General features: G+C 68.2%; 21 protein-coding genes. 16 read left to right on the top strand and 5 right to left on the bottom strand.

Annotation, left to right across the window (positions count from 1 at the left end; genetic code table 11):
- The first annotated feature begins 156 nt into the window (after positions 1-156).
- The 5 genes from LDO27_RS19270 (at position 157) to LDO27_RS19250 (ending at position 4,734) form a co-directional block, all read left to right on the top strand.
- Entirely contained in the window at positions 157-1,002 is an 846-nt protein-coding gene (locus tag LDO27_RS19270; protein ID WP_224043476.1) for an amidohydrolase family protein, read from the top strand.
- The gene (locus LDO27_RS19265) at positions 999-1,994 is read left to right on the top strand and encodes a tripartite tricarboxylate transporter substrate binding protein (RefSeq protein ID WP_222207188.1); all 996 of its coding nucleotides are present in this window, start codon (positions 999-1,001) and stop codon (positions 1,992-1,994) included. Before LDO27_RS19270 ends, LDO27_RS19265 begins: the two co-directional genes overlap by 4 nt.
- 106 nt (positions 1,995-2,100) lie before the next feature.
- Positions 2,101-3,705, top strand: a complete 1,605-nt coding sequence (locus LDO27_RS19260; RefSeq protein ID WP_224043474.1) for a methyl-accepting chemotaxis protein — start codon at positions 2,101-2,103, stop codon at positions 3,703-3,705.
- Positions 3,706-3,907: 202 nt separating this feature from the next.
- Entirely contained in the window at positions 3,908-4,078 is a 171-nt protein-coding gene (locus LDO27_RS19255; protein WP_222207190.1) for a hypothetical protein, read from the top strand.
- A gap of 233 nt (positions 4,079-4,311) precedes the next feature.
- Complete coding sequence (locus tag LDO27_RS19250) at positions 4,312-4,734, top strand: VOC family protein (RefSeq protein ID WP_224043472.1); 423 nt, start codon at positions 4,312-4,314, stop codon at positions 4,732-4,734.
- Between the two features lie 33 nt (positions 4,735-4,767).
- Here LDO27_RS19250 and LDO27_RS19245 read toward each other — a convergent pair whose 3' ends face one another.
- Positions 4,768-5,472, bottom strand: coding sequence for an aspartate/glutamate racemase family protein (locus LDO27_RS19245; RefSeq protein ID WP_224043470.1), 705 nt, complete (start codon positions 5,470-5,472; stop codon positions 4,768-4,770).
- A gap of 136 nt (positions 5,473-5,608) precedes the next feature.
- Here LDO27_RS19245 and purT point away from each other — a divergent pair, with 136 nt between their 5' ends.
- Both purT and LDO27_RS19235 read left to right on the top strand, forming a co-directional pair.
- Complete coding sequence (purT, locus tag LDO27_RS19240; RefSeq protein ID WP_224043469.1) at positions 5,609-6,805, top strand: formate-dependent phosphoribosylglycinamide formyltransferase; 1,197 nt, start codon at positions 5,609-5,611, stop codon at positions 6,803-6,805.
- 32 nt (positions 6,806-6,837) lie between these two features.
- Positions 6,838-6,999 (top strand): DUF6726 family protein, encoded by a 162-nt coding sequence (locus LDO27_RS19235; protein WP_224043626.1) that lies wholly within the window; start codon positions 6,838-6,840, stop codon positions 6,997-6,999.
- Positions 7,000-7,015: 16 nt separating this feature from the next.
- Here LDO27_RS19235 and LDO27_RS19230 read toward each other — a convergent pair whose 3' ends face one another.
- On the bottom strand, positions 7,016-7,366 hold the full coding sequence (locus LDO27_RS19230; RefSeq protein ID WP_224043467.1) for a thioredoxin family protein: 351 nt from the start codon (positions 7,364-7,366) through the stop codon (positions 7,016-7,018).
- Between the two features lie 18 nt (positions 7,367-7,384).
- Positions 7,385-7,807 carry a YgiW/YdeI family stress tolerance OB fold protein gene (locus tag LDO27_RS19225; RefSeq protein ID WP_222207196.1) on the bottom strand — a complete coding sequence of 141 codons (423 nt, stop codon included), beginning with the start codon at positions 7,805-7,807 and terminating at the stop codon, positions 7,385-7,387.
- A 149-nt stretch (positions 7,808-7,956) separates the two neighbouring features.
- Here LDO27_RS19225 and LDO27_RS19220 point away from each other — a divergent pair, with 149 nt between their 5' ends.
- Positions 7,957-8,529 (top strand): PadR family transcriptional regulator, encoded by a 573-nt coding sequence (locus tag LDO27_RS19220; protein WP_224043465.1) that lies wholly within the window; start codon positions 7,957-7,959, stop codon positions 8,527-8,529.
- 15 nt (positions 8,530-8,544) lie between these two features.
- On the opposite strand, the gene LDO27_RS19215 is transcribed toward LDO27_RS19220, so the two are convergent.
- Positions 8,545-9,546: an NAD(P)H-dependent flavin oxidoreductase gene (locus LDO27_RS19215; RefSeq protein ID WP_224043463.1), complete on the bottom strand. Its 1,002-nt coding sequence runs from the start codon at positions 9,544-9,546 to the stop codon at positions 8,545-8,547.
- Positions 9,547-9,768: 222 nt separating this feature from the next.
- On the opposite strand from LDO27_RS19215, the gene LDO27_RS19210 reads away from it, so the two are divergent.
- Positions 9,769-10,794, top strand: a complete 1,026-nt coding sequence (locus tag LDO27_RS19210) for a tyrosine-type recombinase/integrase (protein ID WP_224043461.1) — start codon at positions 9,769-9,771, stop codon at positions 10,792-10,794.
- A gap of 115 nt (positions 10,795-10,909) precedes the next feature.
- Positions 10,910-11,932, top strand: a complete 1,023-nt coding sequence (gene galE, locus LDO27_RS19205) for a UDP-glucose 4-epimerase GalE (RefSeq protein ID WP_224043459.1) — start codon at positions 10,910-10,912, stop codon at positions 11,930-11,932.
- A gap of 90 nt (positions 11,933-12,022) precedes the next feature.
- Here galE and LDO27_RS19200 read toward each other — a convergent pair whose 3' ends face one another.
- Complete coding sequence (locus tag LDO27_RS19200; RefSeq protein ID WP_222207200.1) at positions 12,023-12,328, bottom strand: H-NS histone family protein; 306 nt, start codon at positions 12,326-12,328, stop codon at positions 12,023-12,025.
- Positions 12,329-12,344: 16 nt separating this feature from the next.
- Here LDO27_RS19200 and LDO27_RS19195 point away from each other — a divergent pair, with 16 nt between their 5' ends.
- The 6 genes from LDO27_RS19195 to LDO27_RS19170 all read left to right on the top strand — a co-directional run bounded on the left by LDO27_RS19195 (position 12,345) and on the right by LDO27_RS19170 (position 19,707).
- Positions 12,345-12,725, top strand: coding sequence for a hypothetical protein (locus LDO27_RS19195; RefSeq protein WP_224043457.1), 381 nt, complete (start codon positions 12,345-12,347; stop codon positions 12,723-12,725).
- A gap of 117 nt (positions 12,726-12,842) precedes the next feature.
- Positions 12,843-14,681, top strand: a complete 1,839-nt coding sequence (locus LDO27_RS19190; RefSeq protein ID WP_224043455.1) for a methyl-accepting chemotaxis protein — start codon at positions 12,843-12,845, stop codon at positions 14,679-14,681.
- A 122-nt stretch (positions 14,682-14,803) separates the two neighbouring features.
- On the top strand, positions 14,804-16,756 hold the full coding sequence (locus LDO27_RS19185) for a putative bifunctional diguanylate cyclase/phosphodiesterase (RefSeq protein ID WP_224043453.1): 1,953 nt from the start codon (positions 14,804-14,806) through the stop codon (positions 16,754-16,756).
- A 200-nt stretch (positions 16,757-16,956) separates the two neighbouring features.
- A complete protein-coding gene (locus tag LDO27_RS19180; protein ID WP_222207204.1) occupies positions 16,957-17,352 on the top strand; it encodes a response regulator in 396 nt (131 codons plus the stop codon).
- Positions 17,353-17,518: 166 nt separating this feature from the next.
- Positions 17,519-18,001 carry a chemotaxis protein CheW gene (locus LDO27_RS19175; protein WP_222207205.1) on the top strand — a complete coding sequence of 161 codons (483 nt, stop codon included), beginning with the start codon at positions 17,519-17,521 and terminating at the stop codon, positions 17,999-18,001.
- 53 nt (positions 18,002-18,054) lie between these two features.
- Positions 18,055-19,707, top strand: coding sequence for a methyl-accepting chemotaxis protein (locus LDO27_RS19170; RefSeq protein ID WP_224043452.1), 1,653 nt, complete (start codon positions 18,055-18,057; stop codon positions 19,705-19,707).
- The last annotated feature ends 19 nt before the right edge of the window (positions 19,708-19,726 follow it).

Below are 19,726 nucleotides of genomic sequence, written 5' to 3'. Positions count from 1 at the left end.
AGCGATATGAAAATGCATGGCATTGGGAATGGAAAACTATACCCGCCGTTCCTAGAATCGATCCCCAAAGCAAGAGGGGAAATCCTCCCCTAGTCGCTGACAAGCCGCTTTACGGCGCCCTACGGCGCGCGCAACGGCGCCTTTCGGAGTTTCGCCTTGCCCCCGGCCCTGCCATCCACTTTCTGCGAGCCGGCCGTCGATTCGCATGCCCATGTGTTTCACCGCGGCCTGACGCTGGCGCCCACCCGGCGCTACAAGCCCGACTACGACGCGCTGCCGGCGCAGTATGTCGCGCTGCTCGACGCGCATCGGCTCTCCCATGGCGTGCTGGTTCAGCCCAGCTTTCTCGGCGCCGATAACAGCTACATGGTGGGCGCGCTGCAGGCCAGCGAAGGTCGCCTGCGCGGCGTCGCGGTCGTGCAGCCGGACATCGACGCCGCAGGCATCGACGCCCTGGCGCGCGCCGGCGTCGTCGGCATCCGCCTGAACCTGTTCGGCATGCCCGATCCCGAACTGGGCGCGCCGCAATGGCGGCGGCTGCTCGAACTCGTCAATGCCGCGCACTGGCACGTCGAGGTTCATGTGCCCGCGGCGCGCCTGCCCGGGGTGCTGCCCGCGCTGCTCGATGCGGGCTGCCGCGTCGTGGTCGACCATTTCGGCCGGCCCGATCCGGCTCTGGGCGTGGACGATCCGGGCTTTCGCTTCCTGCTGCGCCAGGCCGACAGCCGCCGGGTCTGGGTCAAGCTGTCCGCCCCGTATCGCACCTGGGACGCGGACCAGTGCGCCAGCGCGCCGCGCGCCGCGGCGCAGCAACTGCTGGGCGCCTTCGGCGCCGAGCGCCTGATGTGGGGCAGCGACTGGCCGCACACCGAACACCGTCATGTGTCGTACCCGCCCGCCCGCCAGTGGCTGGAGGCCTGGGTCGACGATCCCACGCAGCGTCGCATCCTGTTGGCCGACACGCCGCTGCGGTTGTTTCAATTCCAGAGAGAACCAGCATGAGACTTTCCTCCCTTGTCCAGCATCTGTCCCGCCGCGCGGGCGTATGGATGGCCGGCGCCCTGCTGGCCGGTGTCGCGGGCACGGCCTCGGCGGCCTATCCCGACCGTCCCATCACGCTGGTGGTGACCTATCCCCCTGGCGGCACCGTCGACGTGGTCGCGCGGCTGATCGCCCCCAAGCTGTCGACGCTGCTGGGCCAGACCGTCGTGATCGACAACCGCGGCGGCGCCGGCGGCATGATCGGCGGTACCTTTGCCGCGCGCGCCAAGCCCGATGGCTACACGCTGATGCTCGACGCATCGAACCACGCGCAGAACCCGGCGCTGCACAGCAAGATGCAGTTCGACACGCTGAAGGACTTCGCGCCGGTCTCGCTGCTGCTGCGTGTGCCGAATGTGCTCGTGGTCACGCCCTCCTACCCGGTGCAGTCCGTCGCGGACCTGATCAAGCTCGGCCAGCCCGACTCCGGCAAGCCCATCCACTTCGCCTCCGCCGGCAACGGCTCGGCGCAGCATCTGGCGGGGGAGCTGTTCAACGTGCTGGCCAAAACGAACCTGGAACACGTGGCCTACAAGGGCGGCGGTCCGGCCATGGTCGACGTGATGGCGGGGCAGGTGCCGGTGATGTTCGCCAGCCTGGGCTCGGCCTCGCAGCACATCAAGAACGGCAAGCTGCGCGCGGTGGCGGTGGGCGGCGGCCAGCGCTCCAAGGCGGTGCCCAATCTGCCGACGATTGCCGAATCCGGCGTGCCGGGCTACGAAAGCTACGAGTGGAATGCGGTGTTCGCGCCGGCCGGCACGCCGCCGGCCATCATCGAGCAGGTCTCGCGCGCGCTGTCGCAGACGCTGAAGGACCCCGCCGTGGCCGAGAAGCTCGCGGGCATCGGCGCGGAAATCATCGGCTCCTCGCCGGCCGAACTGGACACCTTCCGCCGCGGCGAGATCGCCAAGTGGAAGAAGGTCGCGGCGCAAGCCAAACTGCAACTGGACTGAGCGTGCCGGGCGGCGCCGGTGCGGCGGTGGGTCCCGCCGCATCGTGACGTGCGCCGCCTGCGCGCGCGGCCATTCCGGCCACGGTCCTGAATCGACGGAAACGGGTATGTTCAACAAGATCAAGATCTCGCAGGCGCTGCTTGCCGTAGTGGTGCTGTTCCTGGTGCTGCAACTGTCGCTGGGCGCGCTGGGCTACTTCGCGCTGCAGCGCGTGAACGCGGACGTGCACACGCTGTATCGGAACTCCGTGCAGGAGGGCAACAGCGTCAACGCCGCCTCGCTGTCGCTGGTCGCGGCGCGTACCGACATGAGCCGCTACTCCACCCGCGTGGCACAGGGCAATGGCGAGGACAAGACGTCGCTGCTGTCCGCGCGCAAGCATCTCGCCGCGGCCGACAAGAGCTTCGCGGCCTTCGAGGCCGCGCTGACGGAGGAGGACCGCAAGGCCAGCGCCGCGCTGATCGACGCCTATCGCAACCTCAGCGGCAACCTGCAAGGCGTGGGGCGCGTGCTGGAGGCCGGCGACATGGAGGCTTACCTGAAGCAGGGCACGCAGAAGGCGCAGGACAAATTCATGGACGCGCGCGACGGCTTCATGGCGATGTCCGAGCAGGTGGGGCGCGCCGCCATGGACGATATCGCCGTGTTCCATCGCCTGTTCGTTGCCGTCCTTGGCGTGGTGCTGGCGATCAGCGTGGCCGCGGCTTTCGCCACCCACCAGCTGTCGCGACAGCTGATCGTGCGGCCGCTGGAACGGGTGGGCGCGCTGCTCACGCGCATCGCCGCCGGAGACCTGACCAATCCGATCGAGGACCGCGGCAACACCGAGGTGGGCACGCTGCTGGCGACCCTGCGTCGCATGCAGGCCAGCCTGGCTCGCACCGTCAGCCAGGTGCGCCAGGGCGTGGATGAGATCAATATCGGCGCCAGGGAAATCGCCTCGGGCAATACCGACCTGTCCAGCCGCACCGAGCAGCAGGCCGCGTCGCTGGAGGAAACCGCGGCGAGCATGGAGGAACTGGCCTCTACCGTGAAGCAGAACGCCGACAGCGCGCGCCAGGCCAACCAGATGGCGGCGCAGGCATCGAGCGTCGCGCATCGTGGCCACGAGGCGGTGGACAGCGTGGTGCAGACCATGGGCGCGATCGCGGGCAGTTCGACGCGCATCGCCGAAATCGTTGGCGTGATCGACAGCATCGCGTTCCAGACCAATATCCTGGCGCTCAATGCCGCCGTGGAAGCCGCACGGGCGGGCGAGCAGGGCAAGGGCTTCGCGGTGGTCGCCACCGAGGTGCGCAGCCTCGCGCAGCGCAGCGCGGCCGCGGCCAAGGAAATCAAGGGGCTGATCGAAGACTCCGTGCAGAAGGTCGAGGTGGGCTCGGAGCAGGTCAAGACCGCGGGCGCCACCATGCAGGAGATCCTGGATGCGGTCCAGCGCGTGACCGGCATCATGGCGGAGATATCGGGCGCGTCCGAAGAGCAGGCACGCGGCATCGACCAGGTCAACGGCGCGGTCGCGGAAATGGACGGCGTGACGCAGCAGAACGCCGCCCTGGTCGAACAGGCCGCGGCGGCCGCCGCCTCGCTGGAGGCGCAGGCGCACAAGCTGGCCGAGGCCGTGAACGTGTTTCGGCTGCCTGCGCGCGGCCAGACCCAGGACGCGCCCGGCAGCCTGCCGGTGGCCACGCCGCGCTCGCTGGCGATGGCCTGAGCCGCGCACTGGCTTCCCTGACATGCCGCCATGGTCTGCGCGCCGGGCGGCATTTTTTATTGAGTCCGTATCGCACCGCGCACATCGCGCTGGTAAGACTGGACCTACGCCAGTGTCCGCCTGCGTCCTATCCACGCTCGCGCGGCCGCTTGCTACCGTTGCAGACAGAACAAGACGATTGGCCAACTGACAGGAGCAACCTATGTCATTCGCGCTGTATCTGCTCGGTGTTTTGCTGGTGGTGGGCGGTATCGCCTGGGCCCTGATCACGGCCGGCGTGGCGCAGGTCTATGTGGCCATCGCCTGCGTGATCGTGCTGGGGCTGGGCATCATGGCCGCCGTGTCCCGCACGCGGACGAAAGACCCGTCGTAGCGCACCGCTTCGCGCCAGCGGAACCCTTGCCGCCGGCCCCGTCCCGGCGGCAAAATAGCCTCCGTCGAAAATGACGGGGCGGTATCGGTTAGTCCGCCCATGCCCGGCACGGGCATTCAGTCGGCATTGCCCGACCCGCGACCTTCTCCTGGCGCTCCAGGCGGAGGGCTCGCGTGCTCCTCTCCTTGACCCGCCCGGGGATGCCCATGCTGCCCCCATACAAGGAGTGCGAGATGAAACAGCGTGTGAGCGTCATCACCCTGCCCGTCACCGATCTGGCTGCTTCCCGGGCCTTCTATTGCGCGGGCCTGGGCTGGACCCCCGGCTTCGACGACGGTGACGTCATGTTCTTCCAGTGCAATGGGTTCGTGCTGGCCCTCTGGTCCCGGCGTTCCTTCGAACAGGACATCCAGGCGGCCAGCGCCGGCCATGGCCATGCCTTTGCGCTGGGCCACAACGTCGAGTCTCCCGGGGAGGTCGACCGCATCATGGCGCTCGCGCTGTCGCTGCGCGCGCCGATCCTGAAGCCGGCCAAGGCCACGCCCTGGGGCGGCTATTCCGGCTGCTTCGCCGACCCGGACGGCCATGTATGGGAGATCGCCCACAACCCAGGCTGGCACATTTCGGACGAGGGTTACGTGAGCATGCGCGGCTGACGCGACGAGGCCCGGATGCCGCCCGCGCGGCGGTCAGGCCATCGTGCCTTGCGCCGTGGCGTGGCGCAGGGCCGCCCGGGCCAGCAGCCGCGTGGAGTCCAACGTGGGCAGGGCCGCGTTCTGATCGTTCAATACCAGTGGCAGTTCGGTGCAGCCGAGCACCACCGCATCGCAGCCGTCCGCCTTCATGCGGGCAATCACGCCCTGCAGGCTCGCCACCGACTCGGGGCGGAACACGCCGCTGACCAGTTCGTCCATGATGATGCGATGGACCTCGTCGCGTTCGTCGCGGGTCGGCCGGATGGCTGTCAGGCCGCGCGCCGACAGCGCGCCGGGATAGACATCGCTATCCACCAGCCAGCCCGTGCCGAGCACGCCGATCCGGCGATAGCCGCGCGCGGCGGCCTGTTCCGCCGCCACCTCCGCGATATGCAGCCACGGCAGCGGCGAGCGCGGCGTGACCAGTGCGAGCGCCTGGTGAATCGTGTTGTCGGGGCAGATCACGAAGTCCGCCCCCGCCGCGGCCAGCTTCCGGGCTGACGACAGCATCAGGTCGGCGACGCCCTGCATGTCGCCGGCATCCAGGCATTGCACATAGGCGGCCAGCGAGTGCGTATGCAGCGAGACTTCGGGGTGCGCATGGGGGCCGAGCCACTGGGCGCCTTCCACGCAGATGGTCCGGTAGCACAGGGCCGCGCCTTCGGCGGAGCAGCCTACGATGCCGATATGTCGGGGCATGTCGTCATTCCTCGGTTGGCGGCGCGTCCCGCTTGCCGGGACGCGGTCGATGTCGCGAACAAACGCGCAGTATATTGGCCGCGGAGGCCGGCGTGGGGGACGTACAATTCGTCCTTTCCTCTTTCTGGCGTCTGACATGGCCACCATCGGAACCCCGCTCTCTCCCTCCGCCACCAAAGTCATGCTGCTCGGCTCCGGCGAGCTCGGCAAGGAAGTCCTGATCGCGCTGCAGCGGCTCGGCGTCGAAACGATCGCCGTTGACCGCTACGACAATGCCCCGGGCCAGCAGGTGGCGCACCACGCGCGCACCATCGCCATGAGCGATCCCGCGCAGTTGCAGGCACTGATCGAGGCGGAGCGGCCGGATCTGGTGGTGCCCGAGATCGAAGCCATCGCCACGCCGGTGCTCGAGGCGCTGGAGGCCGCCGGCACGGTGCGCGTCATCCCGACCGCCCGCGCCGCGCGCCTGACCATGGACCGCGAGGGCATCCGCCGCCTGGCGGCCGAGACGCTCGGGCTGCCTACCAGCCCGTACCGCTTCTGCGATTCGCTGGATGAGCTGCAGGCGGCCATCGACAGCGGCATCGGCTATCCGTGCGTGGTCAAGCCGGTGATGAGCAGTTCCGGCAAGGGGCAGAGCAAGATCGACGGCCCGCAGGACGTCAAGGCGGCGTGGGAGTATGCGATGGCGGGCGGGCGCGTCAGCCACGGCCGCGTGATCGTCGAGGGCTTTATCGACTTCGACTACGAGATCACGCTGCTGACCGTGCGGGCGCTGGGCGCGGACGGCCAGGTGCAGACGCACTTCTGTGAGCCGATTGGCCACGTGCAGGTGGCGGGCGACTACGTCGAGAGCTGGCAGCCGCATCCGATGCATCCGGCCGCGCTGCACAAGGCGCGCGAGATCGCCCGCGCCGTCACCGGCGACCTGGGCGGCCAGGGGCTGTTCGGCGTCGAGCTGTTCGTCAAGGGCGAGCAGGTATGGTTCAGCGAAGTCAGCCCGCGCCCGCACGATACCGGCATGGTGACCATGATCACGCAGTGGCAGAACGAATTCGAGCTGCACGCGCGCGCCATTCTGGGCCTGCCCGTCAGCACGGCGCTCAAGAGCCCGGGCGCCAGCGCGGTGATCTATGGCGGCGTGGAAGGAAAGGGCGTGGCGTTCGACGGCGTGGATGAGGCCCTGCACGTTCCGCAGACCGAGCTGCGCCTGTTCGGCAAGCCGGAGAGCTTTGCCAAGCGCCGCATGGGCGTGGCGCTCGCCTACGACGCCGATGTGGAAACCGCCCGGGCGCGCGCGAAGGACGCCGCCGGCCGGGTCAAGGTCCGGTAAGCCGGCGGGCTGACTACGATGACGGGATCGACGTGAAGCGACTTCTGATGGTACTGGCGCTGGTGGCGCCGCTGAGCGGCTGCGGCGTGTTGGCGGCGCCGTGCCGCGTGGCCTCGGCGGGCATCAAGATGGTGCCCCTGGTCGGCGGCGTGGCGGCATTGCCGACCGACGCCTGCGCCGAGATCATCGACTAGCCGGCGGCGCCGGCGCTCATTCCGGCGATGCGCTGCCGGAGCCGCCATCGATCTGGTTCAGCGCATCGGCGATGGCGCGGGCATCGTTCGGACGCACCAGCCGGCCGATCTCCTTGCCGTCGCGCAGGAAGATCAGCGTCGGCCACAGCTTGACGCGGAACGAGCGCCCCAGCGGGCGTCCGCTGCCATCCTCGATCTTCAGATGGCGGATGTCGGGATGGTTGGCGAACGCCGACGCGATCAGCGGCTGGGCGCGCATGCAGAAGCCGCACCAGGGCGCGCCGAACTCGACCACCGTGGGGCCTGTCATGGCGTCGACATCCGCCCGCGGCGGTTCGGTGGGCGCGTAGGTCTGGGTCATGGTCATCGGATGGCTCCTGCGTGCCTATCGGGCCGGAATCAGCTTGACCTGCTTCACGTCAAGCTCGGATGTGCCGAAGGTTTCCTTGTCGAACTCCCCCGTCAGCTCCACCGTGTCGTTGGCGTCGATAGGCTGGCCCTGCGGGAAATAGCGCTTGTCGATATCCACCTGCATCTCACCGGTGCTGTCCACCAGCACATAGCGATCGCCGCCGATATGGCGCGCCAGCTTGCCGCGCACCGTTACCTGCTGGTCGTCCTTGCCCTGGTCCAGCAGCTGTTTCACCGTCATGACGGGCACGGTGGACGGCCCCGTGTAGCCGGACTGGGCGGGCTGCGTGCCTTGCGCAAGGGCGGGCGCGGTGGCCGCGGACAGCAGCGCCAGCGCGAGCGATGCGCCGATCCGCGCGGCGATACGGGTTGGATTCAAGGTTCGTGCAGGCGACATGGAAGCCCTCCTCTATCGATTGCGACCAGCCTAGTACGGGCACTCCGGGCGCGCAAGGGGCGCTCCTCCTACACGGCGCCGGGCTGCGCGCGCAGGCTTGCATTACCATGGCGCATCCCGCCGAACCGATGCGCCGCCCCACCTTACGCATGTCCACTCAGCACGCCCTCCTGATTTCCCTGCTAGAGAAGCCGTCCTCGGGCTATGAACTGGCGCGCCGCTTCGACCGCTCCATCGGCTATTTCTGGCATGCCACGCATCAGCAGATCTATCGCGAACTCGGGCGCATGGCCGACAGCGGCTGGATTGCCGCGCCCGACAACGAGGACGATCCGAAGAGCCGCAAGAAGGTGTACTCGGTATTGCCAGCGGGCCGCGAGGAACTGATGCGATGGGTGCTGATGCCTACCTCCGGTCTGGACCAGCGCGACGAGATCCTGGTCAAGCTGCGCGCGGACGCGGTGATCGGCCCGCTGGGCCTCGGCGCCGAAATGCGGCGCATGATCGCGCTGCACCAGGAACGGCTGGCGCAATATCACCGGATCGAGCAACGCGACTTTTCCGGGACGGGGCTCGATCGCGGACAGCGGTTGCGCCATGCGCTGCTGCGGCGCGGCATCCGCTACGAACAGGACTGGGTGGAGTGGGGCGTGGAACTGCTGCCGCTGCTCGACGTGGAAGCCGGCCCGCCGCGGGGGGAGGGCGGCGACAGCCAGGGCTGACCGTCGCCGCGCGCCTTACATCGCTTCGGCGGGCGAGTCCTGGCGTGCCGCGGCGTTCGTCGCCGGCAGGCCCAGCCGATGCCGCGCCTGCGCATACTCGTCGATCAGCCGCGCCACCAGCGCGGCGGCCGGCACCACGCGCTTGATCGCGCCCACGCCCTGGCCGGCGCCCCAGATATCCTTCCACGGCTTGACGCGGTTCGAGCCGAAATTCATCTTGGTCGCATCCGACTCCGGCAGCGCGTCCGGATCCAGCCCCGCGTTGATCACGCTCTGGCGCAGGTAGTTGCCATGGACGCCGGTGAAGAGGTTGGAATAGACGATGTCCCCCGCCGCGCTGTCCACGATCATCTGCTTGTAGGCCGGGTCGGCGTTCGCCTCCTCGGTGGCGATAAAGGCCGAGCCGATATAGGCCAGGTCCGCGCCCGCGGCCTGCGCGGCCAGCACGCCGTTGCCCGAGGCGATCGCGCCGGACAGCAGCAGAGGACCGTCGAACCATTCGCGGATCTCGTGCAGCAGCGCGAAGGGCGATTGCGTGCCCGCGTGGCCACCGGCGCCCGCGGCCACGGCGATCAGGCCGTCCGCGCCTTTCTCGATGGCCTTGCGGGCGAACGTGTTGTTGATCACGTCATGCAGCACGATCCCGCCGTAGGAATGCACCGCTTCGTTGACCTCGGTCCGCGCGCCCAGCGAGGTGATGACGATGGGGACCCGATAGCGCACGCACAGCTCGAGGTCGTGATCCAGCCGGTCGTTGGAGCGATGGACGATCTGGTTGACCGCGAACGGCGCGCTGGGACGGTCGGGATGGCGGGCATCGTGCTCGGCCAGCTCGGTCGTGATGCGGTCCAGCCATTCGCCCAGCAATGGCGCGGGGCGGGCGTTGAGCGCCGGAAAGGAGCCGACCACGCCCGCCTTGCACTGGGCGATCACGAGGTCCGGGTTGGAGATGATGAACAGCGGCGAGGCAACCACGGGCAGCGACAGGCGGTTCTGCAGGATGGGGGGAAGGGACATGGCGGGGTCTCGGGCGGGTTGAACGGGATGGGCGCGGGCGAAAGGCCGTATGGCTTCTCTATGCAACCAGTTGCATGGTTCGCTCAAAGGTAGCACGCGGGCGAGGGAGTGGCAACGGCTTTTGCCCGTGCCCGAGACGAGCTGGCCGGGCTTGTGCGGCATCCGCCGTCCCCCCGACCTTGTCTACAATGTCTGCATTTCCACGGCCCGTAAGGTAAGCCAGTGACCACTAACCCCCAATCGGACGCCACGCCGCGAGATCTGTTCGAAGCGGACGCCGAAGGCTGGCGTCGGCATCCCGAACAGGCGTTCGATGCCTGGATGGCCAGGCACGGTTTCGGCCATGCCACCGCTGTGGTGTACCGCTCCATGTGGGGCAAGCTGTTGCGCTGGTCGGCCGAGCGCGGGCTGGCGCCGCTGTCGTGGTCGGCAGAACAGATTGGCGAGTTTCTCGACACCCATGGGCTGCAGAAGCACCATCGCTACCGCTATACGCGGCTGATCGAGCGGGTGTTCCACCATCTGTCGCTGCGGCAGGCGGGCCTGCACAACCCGGGGAGCCAGGCCGTGCGCGCGCATCTGGCCGAAGGGGAGAACGATCCGACCGCCTTCCTGCTGCCGGCCGAGCGGGATGCCATCGTCTCGCGCGTGCTGGCACCCGGCTTGCCGCCGCGGCCCGAGGGGCGCGCGGTAAGCCCCACGGTGTGGAAGCGCTCGCGCGATACGGCGCTGGTCGCGATCCTGCTGGGCGCGGGACTGAAAGTGGGTGAGGCCCGCCACCTTCGCATCGACAGCCTGGCGGACGATGCGAGCGCCGTGCATGTGGTGCGCACGGACAATGGGCGCGCCTACGACATCCCGGTGTTCGCTTTCGCGCGCCCGGTCCTGCTCGACTGGCTGGCGCTGCGCCGGGCGAGCGGAGCGCTCGGCAACCTGGTGTTTCCCACCACGACCGACGGCCAGCCATTGCATGCCGCCTCGCTGTACCGGCGCGTCGAGCGCCTGCTCGACGAGGCCGGCGTTCTCGCCGGCCGCAGCGAACGGGCCTCGCCCCAGACCCTGCGCAATACCTATGGCGCGATGCATTTCGAGGCCGGCGCCGGGCCTGCCGCGGTGGCGCAATACCTCGGCATGCGCGATCTCGAATCCGGTTGGCGGCTAAGGGCCGCCTACGAAGCCTGGATCGCCCGCAGCGGCCAGCTCGCCGCGGGCGCCGCCGGCCCGTCCGGCACGGCGGATGCACCGTAGCGGCGCACCTGCGTGGGCCAGCGCGCTTTCGTGCCTTCCCCTAGCGGTTACCATAGCGTCCGATGCGCGGGATGGCCGGATGCCCGCCGTCCTTCCTGAATTCCTGATTTTCTCTATGTCCCGAACCCTGCTTCTGACCGGCGCCACCGGTTATATCGCCTCGCACACCTGGGTGGTTCTGCTCAATGCCGGCTACGACGTGATTGGCCTGGACAACCTGAGCAACAGCAGCCGCGTGGTCGTCGAGCGCGTCGCCGCCATTACCGGCAAGACGCCGCATTTCGTCGAGGGCGACGTGCGCGACCGCGCCTTGCTCGACCGCCTGTTCGCCGAACACGGCATCACGGGCGCGATCCATTTCGCGGCCCTCAAATCGGTCGGCGAATCGGTTTCCCAGCCGCTGGCTTACTACGACAACAACCTGAACGGCCTGATCACGCTATGCGCCGCCATGGGCGCGGCGGGCGTCAGGCAACTGGTGTTCAGCTCTTCCGCCACCGTCTATGGCAATCCGGCGTCGATGCCGGTGCGCGAGGATTTTCCGCTGTCTGCGACGAATCCGTATGGCCAGACCAAGCTGATGGGCGAACAGATCCTGCGCGATCTGGAGCGTTCCGATCCGTCCTGGCAACTGGCCTACCTGCGCTATTTCAATCCGGTGGGGGCGCATGAGAGCGGCCTGATCGGCGAGGATCCCGGCGGCATCCCGAATAATCTGATGCCCTATGTCGCGCAGGTCGCGGGCGGACGGCGCGAGAAACTGATGGTATTCGGGGGCGATTACCCGACCATCGATGGCACCGGCGTGCGCGACTATATCCATGTCTGCGACCTGGCCGAGGGCCATCTGGCGGCGCTGAACTATTTGCAGGAGCAGCGCAAGGGGGTAACGGTCAACCTCGGCACGGGCCGCGGCTACAGCGTGCTGGAGGTGGTGCGGGCCTACGAACGCGCCAGCGGCCGGCCGGTGCCGTATGAAATCGTCGCCCGCCGCACCGGGGATATTGCCTCGTGCTATGCGGATCCGGGGGCGGCCCGCGAATTACTCGGCTGGCAGGCGCGCCACGATATCGACCGGATGTGTGCCGATTCCTGGCGCTGGCAATCGATGAATCCGCTGGGGTTTGCCGCCGGATAATCCCCGGATGCCGGCCAGGGCGCACGCCCGGATGGCGGGGGGCCATGAAAAAAGCCGGGCTGGGCCCGGCTTTTTGCCGACTGGCGCGCGTCAGCGCACCAGGAAATCGTCGATGGATTTGCCGGAAGCCAGCGCCTGGGTCAGCCAGCCCGGCCGCTTCCCGCGTCCGGTCCAGGTATTCCCCGCGCTGTCGCGGTAGCGCACCGGCACCTTGCGGCTTGCCTTCTTGCTGGCGACGACCTTGCCGCCAAAACCCAGGTCTTCCGGGGTCAATCCATATTCCTCGATCTTCGCGCGGATTTCGGAAATCACAGCTTGCTGTTCCCGTGCCTTGATTTCCTCCGCCTGCTTCTGCAATTCGCTGATTTTTTGTACGATTTCCTGATAGGTTGCCATTTCGACCTCGGTAGCGGTGGGCGTGAACAATGGGGCGATTATAACGACCCTGACCTGCGCTGCAAACCGGCACAATGGACCTGCTACGTATTTTATTAATGCCGATGACCGGGGATTTTTCCGCCGCGCCGCCGTTGCCGCGGGCGGCCATGCCCGTGCGCGGTGCGCCGAATGGCATTTTCACGATTTTTCAATACGGATATTCGGAATTGCTGAAGACGGCATCGGCCGCAGTCTGCCAAAGCCCGCGTCTAATGGCGCTGCCCGGCGCGCCGCGATTTTCGGCCTCTGTTGCGATGACGTACGAAAAACCAAAAAGCCGGAAGCATTTCGACCGTATTCATTTGCTGACCATGAGTTCACAGGCATTGGTGAGACTAAAAAGGCGCTTCCGTAGTGTTTGCTCAAGTAGGAAGCAGAGGCGCCGTTATCCCAAGAACGCGGGCCGCCGGGGTGTCGGACCGTTGCACGTGGCCGGATCCGGCACGGGGCAAACTACTGAATCGGGTTCACCATGTCCTTTCATCGCAATCTCCAGATCAAGACACTGCTGCGCAGCGCCATGGCGACGCTGTCGCTCCTTCTTGTCATCGTCGGCTGTGCCGGCCTGTATGGCATCTCGCACAGCAACGACGCGCTCAAGGCCACGTACAGCAATCAGCTCGCCTCGTCACTGGCACTGGGCGAGGCCATGCTGAGCACCACCCGCATGCGCCTGGCGCTCGACCGCGGCGTGATGCCGGGCGGCGAGGCCGACGGCGCGAAGCACGTCGAGCGTTCGATGGTCTTCGTCAAGAGCTCGGATGCCGCGTGGAAGCGCTATACGGCCCTGCCTCAAGGCGCCGACGAGAAGGCCCTGTCCGACGATCTGGCAAGCAAGCGCCAGGCGTTCATGGACAAGGGCATCGTGCCGCTGCAAAAGGCCCTGCAGGCCAATGACCCGCAGGCGCTGACGATTGCCAAGGACGTGCTGCCCGACTTGCAGCGCGCCATGGCAAGCGCGCACGATGCGCTGCAGAAGTTCCAGATGGAGAGCGGCGAGGCGAACTTCAACGAGGCGCAACACCGCTTCGAAGTGGTCCGCGCCGTTACCATCGCGCTGATCGCGCTGGGCGTGCTGATCGCCGTGCTGTGCACGACCACGCTGAATCGCGCCATCGTCAAGCCGGTGGAAGAGGCGCTGGCGGTGTTCGGCAAGATGGCGCAGGGCGACCTGACCTCGCGCATCACCAGCACGTCGCGCAACGAGATCGGCCGCATGATGCAGGCGCTGGCGACCATGCAGGCGAGCCTGGCCAACATCGTGTCGCAGGTTCGCGGCGGCACCGATTCGATCGCCTCGGCCACGCAGCAGATTTCGACCGGCAACCTGGACCTGTCCCAGCGCACCGAGGAACAGGCGTCGTCCCTGGAGCAGACCGCTGCCAGCATGGAAGAGCTGACTACCGTGGTGCGCCAGAACGCCGACAACGCCCGCGAGGCCGGCAAGCTGGCCGGCGCGGCGTCGCAGATCGCGCTCAAGGGCGGCGACGTGGTTGGCCGCGTGGTCGACACCATGAACGAGATCAACGGCTCGTCGCGCAAAGTGGTGGAAATCATCGGCGTGATCGAAGGCATCGCCTTCCAGACCAATATCCTGGCGCTGAACGCCGCGGTGGAAGCCGCGCGTGCCGGCGAGCAGGGCCGCGGGTTCGCGGTGGTGGCCGGCGAGGTGCGCAGCCTCGCCCAGCGTTCCGCCGCAGCGGCCAAGGAAATCGAATCGCTGATCGGCGAATCCGGCCAGCGCGTGGAAAGCGGCACCAGGCTGGTGGCCGAGGCCGGCCAGACCATGGGCGAGATCGTGCAGGCGGTGCAGCGCGTGACCGATATCATGAACGAGATCAGCGCCGCCTCGCAGGAGCAGACCACCGGCATCGAGCAGGTCAACATGGCCGTGACGCAGATGGACGAGGTCACGCAGCAGAATGCCGCGCTGGTCGAGGAGGCCGCAGCTGCTGCCGGCGCCCTGGAAGAACAGGCGCAGAAGCTCAAGGGCGTGGTGTCGGTATTCCGCCTGGGCGACCAGGGCGGCGCGCCGGCTGGCGAGTACGGTGGCAACCAGGCGCCCCGCCTGATTTCGCCCGCCGCGCCGCCCGCCGCGCACCCCAAGGCGCTGGCTCCGGCCTCGGCCAAGACCCCGGCCAAGACCGCCGCGCCGGCCGCGGCGGCGAAGCCGGCTACAACTTCGGCATCTACGACGCGCGCGCCTGTGCTACCTTCCCGGCAGCGCGCGCCCATCACGCGCAAGGCACAGCCCGGCCGAGCCGCGCTGGCGAGCAGCGCCGGTGCCAGCGACGACTGGAGCGCCTTCTGAACACCTGGGTGTGGCGCCTGGCCGCAAGGCCCTGGACCTAGGTCGAAACCGTGACGCGGTACGGTCCGCCACGCGGGCCGCCGCATCCCCCAACACACGATTCGCGCAGCGCCACCATCGTTATGAGTCTTAGCGTACTGCTGTCCGCTGTCCTGCTCGGCCTGACAGCCGGGCTGGTCATCCGCGCAGCGAGCCGAAGCCGCGGGGCCGCATCCCGGTCCGGGCTGATGCTGACCCTGACCACGGGGCTGGTGTCGCAGGCGTCGGTAGGTCTGCCGCTTTGGGTGGTGCTCTTGTCGGGCAGTGTCCCGGGAACCGAGGAACTGTCGCAAGCGGTACTGGGCGTGCTCGGTGGCCTGGCTCTGGCCGGGGTGACGGCCCACTGGATCGGCCGCGGCTTCGCGTACTGGCGCGGCGCGGCGCTGATGGCCACGATGGCCGGGGCGGGGCTGATCGCCGCGGCCGGTGTCAGCCTGGGCCGCCATTGCGGCGGCTCTGTCGCGATGCGGGCCTCGTGCATGAACGCCACGAATCTGATGCATCCGGCCTGGCTGGGTCTGGGTCTGGCCCTGCTGTTCACTACCATCTTCGCGCTGCACCACTTGCGCGAGCGCCGCCGCCTGGCGCCGCTGGGCGAAGCCGATCGCGCCGACGAGGCACCCGGCGACCTGCCCGAGATCGCCACGCCCCTGATGCCGGCCCGTCTCGCGCGGCGTACCGGCGTGCGTCCGAATGGCCGGCTCACGGTTCGGGCAACCAGCCGGGGGCATGGCACGGTCGGGGAATACAGTGTTTCCACAGATCTGCCGGACCGTGCGGCCTTCGCCCGCTGGCTCGACCAGTCTATCGCGCATGCGCGGCTGGCAGAGACCAGCTGTGCGGTGCTGCTGGTCCATATCGCCGACTTCCGCGAGGTCGACGAAGTGTTCGAGGTCCGGGCCGACGATATCCTGGCGCAGGACGCCGGCGCGCTGGCTCACGCCGCGCTCGACCCGCACGACTTCCTTGCCCGGCTGGCCCGGGACGAGTTCGCGGTCGGCGTGCCCGATCTGGTCAACTCCAACCGCGCGCACGAACTGGGCGCCAAGGTCCTCGGATCGCTGGCGGAGTTCGTCGCGGCGCGCGGCCTGCAGATGCAGATCGGGGTCAATATCGGCATCGCCATCTATCCGCGCGATGCGCAGACGTCCGAGGCGCTGATGCAGGCGGCGCGCGTGAGCCTGGCAGAAGCCCGCGAAAGCGGCTCGAACCAGGTGCGCGTCTTCAATTCGGCCGCGGGCGAGCGGGCGCGCCGCATGCGCGTGATCCGGCGCGACCTGTGGCTGGCCATTCAGGACGACGGCCTGTCGCTCGAATACCAGCCCAAGTTCGACGTGCCGCACCGGCGGCTGGTGGGTGCCGAGGCGCTTTGCCGCTGGCGCCATCCCACGCTGGGCGCGATCAATCCGTCCGAGTTCATCATGGTGGCCGAGCAGTCCGGGCAGATCGACAAGCTCGACGACTGGGTGATCGCCACCGTGTGCCGGCAGATCCGGGAATGGCAGGATGCGGGCCTCACCGTGGCGCCCGTGGCCGTCAACGTGTCGGGGCTGCGCTTTGCCAGCCGCGACTTCCCGCAGTACCTGCTGGAGCAGATCCACCAGCACGACATTCCGCCCTCCGCGATCACGCTGGAGATCACGGAGACCGCGGCGATGAAGGACATCGCCCAGTCGCTGGAGACGCTGGCCGAGCTGCAGTCGCTGGGCATCCACGTCGCGCTGGACGACTTCGGCAGCGGCTATTCCAGCCTGGGCTACCTGAAGCGCCTGCGAGTTGGCACCCTGAAGATCGACCGCACGCTGATCGGGGGCCTGGAGTCCGACGCGCAGGGCCGCGCCATCGTCGGTTCGATGGTCGCGCTGGCGCACGAGCTGAAGATGCGCGTGGTGGCCGAGGGCGTGGAATCCAACGCCCAGCTCGATATCCTCGCCCGCATGGGATGCGACGAGGTGCAGGGCTACCTGCTGGCGCGCCCGCAGGACGCCGCCTCCTTCGCCGACCTGCTGGTCGACGGGCGCCGCGCGCGCGCCTGAGCCAGGCACCTGGCCCGGGCCGCCTCGCCCGGGCCGGCATCCGCCGCCGCGGATCCGCCGCGGCCCACCTCCGATGCTCCTAAAGAATGCGCCCGGCAGCGCCGATATGCTGACGTAACAGGGGCGGCGCGCGTCGTGCGCACAGCGCCCGCAAGCCACCGTCATCCCTCGGTACAACGTTAAGAAGATCCGGAGCCGCCATGCCATCCCACCGCATTCTCGTCGTCGACGATTCACCTTCCCTGCGCCGGATGATCGGCGCCTGCCTGCGCGCGGGTGGGTATGTCGTGACCGAGGCGGTCGACGGCGACGAGGCCCACGCGGTCGCCATGGCCGCGGCCGCGGAGGAGCCATTCGGCATGCTGGTGACCGATCAGGTCATGCCCGGCATGGACGGACTGACGCTGATCCGTTCGCTGCGGGCGACGGCGCCTTACGCCGGCATCCCGATCCTGATGCTGACCACCGAGGCGGACCACACCATCCGGGAGCAGGCCCGCGAGGCGGGCGCCTCGGGCTTCCTGCCCAAGCCTTTCGATCCGGACCAGCTGATGCGCTCGGTCCAGGCCTTGCTGGCCCCCACCGAAGAGGGGTGATTTCGCCGCCTTGCGACCCTTCAGCTTGGCGCCCGCGGTGCCGATAAGACAAGGGACGCAGATCGCGCCGTCCGCAACGGCGGTGCGCCAGGCAAGGGCGGCCGGCAGCAGTGGTCGGGCACAAGCCGGGGTTTTCACGACCACGAGTACAGGTAGGGAGCGCAACATGAAGGACAGCAACAAGCTGGAGGGCGCGGGCGAGGAGTTTCTCGCCTTCACGCTGGGCGGCGAGGAATATGGCATCGACATCCTCAAGGTCCAGGAAATCCGCGGCTACGAGGCTGTGACGCAGATCGCCAACGCGCCCGCGTATCTGAAGGGCGTGATCAACCTGCGCGGCCAGATCGTGCCGATCGTGGACCTGCGCATCAAGTTCGAGCACGAGAAGGTCAGCTACGACCAGTACACCGTGGTCATCATCGTCGACCTGAACCAGCACACCACCGGCATCGTGGTCGATGGCGTGTCCGACGTGCTGACGCTGCCGCCCGCGCAGATCAAGCCCACCCCCCAGTTCTCGGGTGGCATGAACACCGACTACATCCGGGGCCTGGGCTCCATCGACGACCGCATGCTGATCCTGGTCGACATCGAGAAGTTGCTGGCCACCGAAGAACTGGCCGCGATCGAGGCCGCCGCGGCAGCCTGAGGAAGGGCGCGGTGGAGACCCGCGCGCCGCATTGATTTACCTGCATTCCAGTCATGAAAAATAACCAGCCCGTCACGGGCCGCGAGTACAAGCTCTCGCCCAACGATTACCTGATCTCCCGTACGGACCTGAAGGGCCGGATCACGTTCGCGAACCGCGCCTTCGTCGAGGCGAGCGGCTTCGCCTCGGAAGAGCTGCTCGGCGCGGCGCACAACGTGGTGCGCCACCCCGACATGCCGCCCGAGGCCTTCGTCGACCTGTGGCAGACCATCCAGGACGGGCATTCCTGGATGGGCGTGGTGAAGAACCGCCGCAAGAACGGCGACTACTACTGGGTGAGCGCGACGGTCACGCCGACCCGCATCAACGGGCAGATCGTGGGGTTTACCTCGGTACGCTCGATGGCACAGCCGGAAGAGATCGCCGCCGCCGACGCCGCCTATACGCGCATCCGCGAAGGACGCGGGGCGGGGCTGACGGTGCATCGCGGCATGGTGCTGCGGCGGGGCCCGCTGGGCTGGCTCGACCGCCTGCGCCGGGTTGGACTGCGCAGCCGCATCGTGTGGTCGCAGGCGGCGGGGCTCGCGTGGTTCCTGGCCGCGCTGGTTGCCTTCGAGACGCTGGCCGACGCCACCGCGGCGCAGTCGCTGCGGCCGTGGCTGTGGGGCGGCTTCGCGCTGGCCGCGGTGTCGGCCGGCATCGCCGGCGCCATGCTGCTGGCGCGCGTCAACCGCCCCGTCCAGGACATGCTGGATTTCGCGCTGCGCATGGGCGCGGGCGATCTGACCACGACGTTCGACTACCAGGCGGCCGACGAAGTGGGCGCGCTGGCGCGCTCGATGCAGACCATGCAGCGCAGCCTGCTGTCTGTCGTCAGCGAAATCCAGGACGGCATGAGCAGCATCGGCTCGGCCACGCGCCAGGTCGCGGCGGGCAACAACGACCTGTCGCAGCGCACGGAGCAGCAGGCGGCGTCGCTGGAAGAGACCGCCTCGAGCATGGAGGAGCTGACCAGCACGGTGCGCCAGAACGCGGACAACGCGCGCCAGGCCAGCGGGCTGGCGGCCAACGCCTCGGAGACCGCGGTCAAGGGCGGCGAGGTGGTGGGTCGCGTGGTGCAGACCATGGACGAGATCAACGGCGCCTCGAAGAAGATCGTCGACATCATCGGCGTGATCGAGGGCATTGCGTTCCAGACGAACATCCTGGCGCTGAACGCGGCGGTGGAGGCGGCGCGCGCTGGCGAGCAGGGCCGCGGCTTCGCGGTGGTGGCCGGCGAGGTGCGCAGCCTGGCGCAGCGCAGCGCGAACGCGGCCAAGGAAATCAAGGGTCTGATCGGCGATACGGTCGAGCGCGTGGACAACGGCTCGGCGCTGGTGGGCCAGGCGGGCAAGACGATGGACGAGATCGTGCAGGCGGTCAAGCGCGTGACGGACATCATGAGCGAGATCAGCGCGGCCTCGGCCGAGCAGAGCTCGGGCATCGAGCAGGTGAACCAGGCGGTGGCGCAGATGGACGAGGTGACGCAGCAGAACGCGGCGCTCGTCGAGCAGGCCGCCGCCGCGGCCGGCTCGCTGGAAGATCAGGCGGCGCGCTTGCGCGATGCCGTGTCGACCTTCCGGATCGGCATGCAGGCGGAAGTGCGTCCCAAGCGTGCGCGCCGGGAGCCGTCGGCAGAATCGCGGAAGCAGCTCGCGCAGGCATGACGCGCAGGCTGACTCCGCT

It is taken from the genome of Cupriavidus respiraculi, from assembly GCF_914271545.1.
Taxonomy (GTDB): Bacteria; Pseudomonadota; Gammaproteobacteria; order Burkholderiales; family Burkholderiaceae; genus Cupriavidus; species Cupriavidus respiraculi.
Note: the sequence above shows the minus strand (reverse complement) of the source record. Positions and strands in the feature narration are given on the sequence as shown.